The organism is Sulfurimonas sp. (genome assembly GCF_032250635.1).
Classification (GTDB): domain Bacteria; phylum Campylobacterota; class Campylobacteria; order Campylobacterales; family Sulfurimonadaceae; genus Sulfurimonas.
Window position 1 is genome coordinate 1 of record NZ_JAVVFL010000182.1, and the last position, 4421, is coordinate 4421.

A 4421-nucleotide genomic window follows, 5' to 3' on the forward strand; every position below is an offset into this window, starting at 1 on the left:
GTGTGATGCTAAGCGCAGAGCTGATTAACGGCGTAAGCGTTGTCGTAAAAGGGGAGCCGATTACTCTCTATGATGTGAAAGAGGAGATGCAGATATCAAGAGTTGATGCTGATATCGCTACAAATAATCTTATAAGAAAAAAACTAGAAGAAGCAGAGATTGCAGAGAGAAAAATAAGCGTTAGCAGTTCTGAGGTTTATGACGATATTAAAAAAACCGCTGCTGCAAACAAGATGAGCATAGATGAGCTTTACGAAGCCGTTAGAAACTCAAACGGACTCACATCTTCGGAGTTTAAAGCCAGAACAGAAGAGAAACTTCTCTCGCAGAAACTCTACTCCGCAATCGCATACTCATCTATTGACGCGCCGAGTGAAGATGAGCTTAAAGAGTATTATGAGCTGCACAAAGAGGAGTTTTTACGCCCAAGCGCTTTTGCAGTGACGATTTACAGTTCAAAAAACAAAAATGCACTTGAAAAAAAGATAACTATTCCTATGTTTTACTCTGATGAGATAAAGGTGGATGAGCAGCTTTTGGAGTATGAGAGAATCTCTCCGGAGTTAGCAAGCCTTCTGGAGAATACGCAGAGCAACACTTTTACTCCGGTCGTCTCCGAGCCAAACGGTTCTTATGTAAGTTTTTACTTAAAAGAGGTAAAGGCTCCAAGCAGTGTAGAGTTTGAGAGTGTTAAAAATCAGATAGCAAACATGATTGCATCTCAAAAAAGAGAGCAGGTGCTGAGTGATTATTTTGCAAGACTCAGAAACAGTGCGGACATAAAAATCATTAGAGAGCTTTAGCAGATGTTGAGTGATTTAAATTTTATAAATATAGCGCAGGAACTCGCAACCGCTTCAAAGTGCGTCTCCAAGCAGGTAGGTGCGGTAATAGTCAAAGATGGAAGAATACTAAGCACGGGCTACAACGGAACTCCTGCCGGGTATGTAAACTGCCGTGATCACTGGGATGGAGAGTACACCTCCGAGCATCACGAGTGGTCAAAGACTTACGAGATACATGCGGAGATGAACGCCATCATCTGGGCTGCAAGAAAGGGTATCTGTATAGAAGATGCGACTATTTATGTTACGCTTGAGCCATGCAGCGAGTGCAGTAAAAACATCATAGCAAGCGGAATCAACCGTATTGTATATCTCAAATCTTATGAACACAACCACTCTGAAATTATCTCAAAATTTATCAAAGATAATGGAGTGTGTATAGAGAAAATAGGAGAGAAAAATGGATGAACAAAAAGCATTAGAGGCAGAGATAGGCAAACACCTTATTCAGCCTGAAAACTACGGGAAGATTGAAGATGCTGATTGCGTCGGCGTTGGGATTGACCATGCAACGAAGAGTTATGTCATTATCTATATTAAAAGAGATGAAGAGTCAATCCTTGACGTAAAATTCGGCACAAACGGAAATCAAGACACTACTACGCTGGGTTCGATATTTACGGAGATGATAAAGGGCGATAGTATTGAGAGCGCGCTTGAGACGACAGCAAACCTAGAAAAAGATCTTCAAGAGAGCTACGCAGCCATTCCTGCTCCAAAAATAGACACCAGCAAGCCAGAGGGTGAGCAGGTTGAGCATGTATCAACCGAGCATCAAGACAGCGCAAATATGGTACTGACGGCATTTCGTGCCGCGATGCGCAACTATGATAGAAAGCTAGGCGGCATAGATGAGGAGCAGTTTGAGATGAGCATAGTTAAAACCTGCCCATACTCGACAACAGAGTGTCACTTTGTTACAAAAGATAAGAAGAAATCCTAGGAGTTTAAGAACTCCGCGATCCTCTCGGTAGGTCTTCCTATAATGGCTCTCTCACCCTTTATGATTATGGGGCGCTCTATAAGCTTTGGATGCTTCGCCATTGCAGATATTAAAGCGCTATCATCAAGCTCCTCTTTTAAATTCAACTCTTTGTATATATCTTCCTTTATTCTCATCAACTCTCTTGGCGCAATGTCAAGCATTTTTAATATGCTCTTGATCTGATCTTCATTTGGAGACTCTTCTAGATATTTTATAACTTCTGCATCGCATTTTTTCTCTTGAAGTATCTCCATCGCCTCGCGTGACTTTGAACATTTTGGATTGTGCCATATTTTTATTTCTTGCATTTTGACCTCTTTTTTGTTGGCATTTTACACTATAATTAAAAATTAAAAATTTAGTAAGGGGAATTTTATGGTAGATGTAGTGCTTTATATTCATATACTCGGAGCGACTGCTTGGATCGGGGGGTCACTCTTGTTGTTTGCGCTTGGAATACTGCTTAAAGGAAAAGAGAAGCAGGCGCAGACATATGAGCATTTGGGACCCATATATGGATATTTTGAGACTTTTTGGCTTGTCGTGCTGCTTAGTACGGGAACATTCCTATTCTTTCATTTCAACCTTATAGATGTTTTGACTCTAGATATAAATGAGTCAAAACTCGGCTATATGATGGCAAACAAGCTCTTTTATGTTGGAGCAATTACACTCTTTACGATAGTACACATGAGAATAGCGCTCAAAACACATAAAAATGAGCGTACCGCTGTTCAGAAAATAGTATCGCGTGCAAGCTCTTTGCTGATTTTTATTATAAACCTTATAGTTCTTTGGCATGCGATGCAGCTAAGACACATCCTATCGTAGGGTGTTTATCTAAACCTTCTTAAAAGTATATAGATTTTACACCCGATACAGTAGTTAAATAGCGCCTCTAAAAGCGCGCATACTGTAAGTATCGTCATAATTAAAACGGCGGTAAATATTTGGTTAAACAAAAACGCAACCACACACAGCAGCGCAAATAAAAATCCGATCTTTAGAGCAAACTCTTTTGGACCCGCATCGATTTTGTCTTTTTTTACCCCAAAAAGTTTTGAGAGCAGCTTTGCCAGATTGTATAGAGGGCTTATCTTTTCATGCCCTAAAACACGCACAAAAAAGTCATAAAGCAGAAGTGCCAGGATGATAAGGTTCGGATTAAAAATAAATAAAATTCCTAAAGCCGAGACTAAAGAGGCAACAATTCTTATAATGTTTTGGTCTACAATCTTGAATGAAACGGGGCAGGATGGCATCCGTATCTCCTATATGGTATAGTTTAAAAATTTGTTTTTATAGCTTGAGAGTTCCATAATGCTAATATTAAAAATATCTTTTACGCTCTCTTGAGAGTCCTTAAAAAAGAGATTTAATATAGGGTGATCAACTTTCGCGTCAACGATTTTAAGGTCATCCTCAAGAGCGATTAAAATATCCAAAACTTTTATCTCTTTTGGATTGCGCGCTAGTTTATACCCGCCTCTGGCGCCCCTTATACTTTCTACAATCCCTGCACGCCTTAGTTTTCCCAGAAGCTGTTCAAGATAATTTTGAGGAATATTGGCGTTTGTTGCTATCTCTTTTATCTGCATTACAGAGTCGCCTTCGTGCTTGCTTAGTTCGCAAATAGCGGCTAGTCCATAACTCCCTTTTGTTGATATTAACGGCATTGTTACTCCATATCTTTTATATCGACGGAAGTATACACTTTTTTTTATGTAATGTAAAGTAATTTACTCGTATATAAATATAACTTTTTATTTAGTTTTTATCCCAATATGTAGGGCTATGACTATAATACATACTAAATTAGTATAGTATAACACAACAAAATAGCTTGACATTACTTTTGAAACTGATTATACTTTCGCCAAACAATTAGAAATAGGAGAGAATTAAGATGTCACAGAGTAAATATGAAACGAAAAATATTATTTGCAATAGTCAGGCTCGCATGCATGCCGGACTATTGGTCATGCTGATGTGTGCCTATCTCTTTAGCGCAAATGTAGCTATTTTATATGTTTTGATTTATGACTTTTTAATGAGAATATATATGGCACCGAATATGAGTCCTATATATTTAATCTCTACTTTTTTAGTCAAGATAGCTGGATTGAAGAGAGAACCTACGGATGAAAATGCCAAAGAGTTTGCTTCTCATGTCGGCTTGACGCTTCTTTTTGCATCCCTCGGTGCAGAGCTTTTAAATGAGACGACAATAGCTTATCTGCTGGTTGGATTTTTGAGTTTATGGAAAATTGCAGAGGCTACAAAAGATATATGTCTTGCGTGCAAGTTTTATGAACTGCTAAAGAGCAGAAATATAGAGCTGGAGTCACTATGAGTATAGTTTTGGGCTCTAGGGCAGGGAGCAAAGATGCAGGAAAAAGCTTACAGATCGGTTATTAAAACCATCTCGTGGAGAACGCTTGGGACAATCGATACTATGATTATCTCATACATTATAACGGGCAATTTGGTTATGGCGGCATCCATCGGTTCCATAGAGGTTGTGACGAAGATGATTCTGTACTACTACCACGAGAGAGCTTGGAACAAGATAGATTTTGGCAGACATAAAG

Annotated in this window: 9 protein-coding genes; 6 read left to right on the forward strand and 3 right to left on the reverse strand. The window is 39.0% G+C overall.

Translation table 11 applies throughout. The annotated features are described in order from the left end of the window. Window positions 1-5 precede the first annotated feature (5 nt). The 3 genes from RQ763_RS09910 to RQ763_RS09920 are packed head-to-tail and all read left to right on the forward strand — an operon-like array spanning window position 6 to window position 1788. Window positions 6-803, forward strand: coding sequence for a peptidylprolyl isomerase (locus RQ763_RS09910; RefSeq protein WP_409932380.1), 798 nt, complete (start codon window positions 6-8; stop codon window positions 801-803). A 3-nt stretch (window positions 804-806) separates the two neighbouring features. After that, entirely contained in the window at window positions 807-1253 is a 447-nt protein-coding gene (locus tag RQ763_RS09915; RefSeq protein WP_314152741.1) for a deoxycytidylate deaminase, read from the forward strand. After that, window positions 1246-1788 carry an iron-sulfur cluster assembly scaffold protein gene (locus RQ763_RS09920; RefSeq protein WP_314152743.1) on the forward strand — a complete coding sequence of 181 codons (543 nt, stop codon included), beginning with the start codon at window positions 1246-1248 and terminating at the stop codon, window positions 1786-1788. The genes RQ763_RS09915 and RQ763_RS09920 overlap by 8 nt, the downstream gene beginning before the upstream one ends. Here the strand turns inward: RQ763_RS09920 and arsC are convergent. After that, window positions 1785-2138, reverse strand: a complete 354-nt coding sequence (gene arsC, locus RQ763_RS09925; protein WP_314152745.1) for an arsenate reductase (glutaredoxin) — start codon at window positions 2136-2138, stop codon at window positions 1785-1787. The two genes, RQ763_RS09920 and arsC, sit on opposite strands and share 4 nt — an antisense overlap. Window positions 2139-2205: 67 nt before the next feature. Between arsC and RQ763_RS09930 the strand changes: the two genes are divergently transcribed. Then, window positions 2206-2661: a hypothetical protein gene (locus RQ763_RS09930; RefSeq protein ID WP_314152746.1), complete on the forward strand. Its 456-nt coding sequence runs from the start codon at window positions 2206-2208 to the stop codon at window positions 2659-2661. Between the two features lie 5 nt (window positions 2662-2666). Here RQ763_RS09930 and RQ763_RS09935 read toward each other — a convergent pair whose 3' ends face one another. Together RQ763_RS09935 and RQ763_RS09940 are read right to left on the reverse strand one after the other, a co-directional pair. Continuing rightward, window positions 2667-3092, reverse strand: coding sequence for a DUF4395 domain-containing protein (locus RQ763_RS09935; RefSeq protein WP_314152748.1), 426 nt, complete (start codon window positions 3090-3092; stop codon window positions 2667-2669). Between the two features lie 9 nt (window positions 3093-3101). Beyond that, entirely contained in the window at window positions 3102-3506 is a 405-nt protein-coding gene (locus RQ763_RS09940) for an Rrf2 family transcriptional regulator (RefSeq protein ID WP_314152749.1), read from the reverse strand. A gap of 230 nt (window positions 3507-3736) precedes the next feature. Between RQ763_RS09940 and RQ763_RS09945 the strand changes: the two genes are divergently transcribed. Beyond that, a complete protein-coding gene (locus RQ763_RS09945; RefSeq protein ID WP_314152750.1) occupies window positions 3737-4183 on the forward strand; it encodes a DUF4395 domain-containing protein in 447 nt (148 codons plus the stop codon). A gap of 33 nt (window positions 4184-4216) precedes the next feature. Further along, on the forward strand, window positions 4217-4421 hold a 205-nt coding region (locus tag RQ763_RS09950; RefSeq protein ID WP_314152752.1), incomplete at its 3' end, for a DUF2061 domain-containing protein.

What these genes read in the sequence shown, in the direction of transcription:
- arsC (WP_314152745.1), bottom strand. Translation starts at nt 2,138, where the DNA reads ATGCAAGAAATAAAAATATGGCACAATCCAAAATGTTCAAAGTCACGC.
- RQ763_RS09930 (WP_314152746.1), top strand. Translation starts at nt 2,206, where the DNA reads ATGGTAGATGTAGTGCTTTATATTCATATACTCGGAGCGACTGCTTGG.
- RQ763_RS09910 (WP_409932380.1), top strand. Translation starts at nt 6, where the DNA reads ATGCTAAGCGCAGAGCTGATTAACGGCGTAAGCGTTGTCGTAAAAGGG.
- RQ763_RS09935 (WP_314152748.1), bottom strand. Translation starts at nt 3,092, where the DNA reads ATGCCATCCTGCCCCGTTTCATTCAAGATTGTAGACCAAAACATTATA.
- RQ763_RS09945 (WP_314152750.1), top strand. Translation starts at nt 3,737, where the DNA reads ATGTCACAGAGTAAATATGAAACGAAAAATATTATTTGCAATAGTCAG.
- RQ763_RS09940 (WP_314152749.1), bottom strand. Translation starts at nt 3,506, where the DNA reads ATGCCGTTAATATCAACAAAAGGGAGTTATGGACTAGCCGCTATTTGC.
- RQ763_RS09915 (WP_314152741.1), top strand. Translation starts at nt 807, where the DNA reads ATGTTGAGTGATTTAAATTTTATAAATATAGCGCAGGAACTCGCAACC.
- RQ763_RS09920 (WP_314152743.1), top strand. Translation starts at nt 1,246, where the DNA reads ATGGATGAACAAAAAGCATTAGAGGCAGAGATAGGCAAACACCTTATT.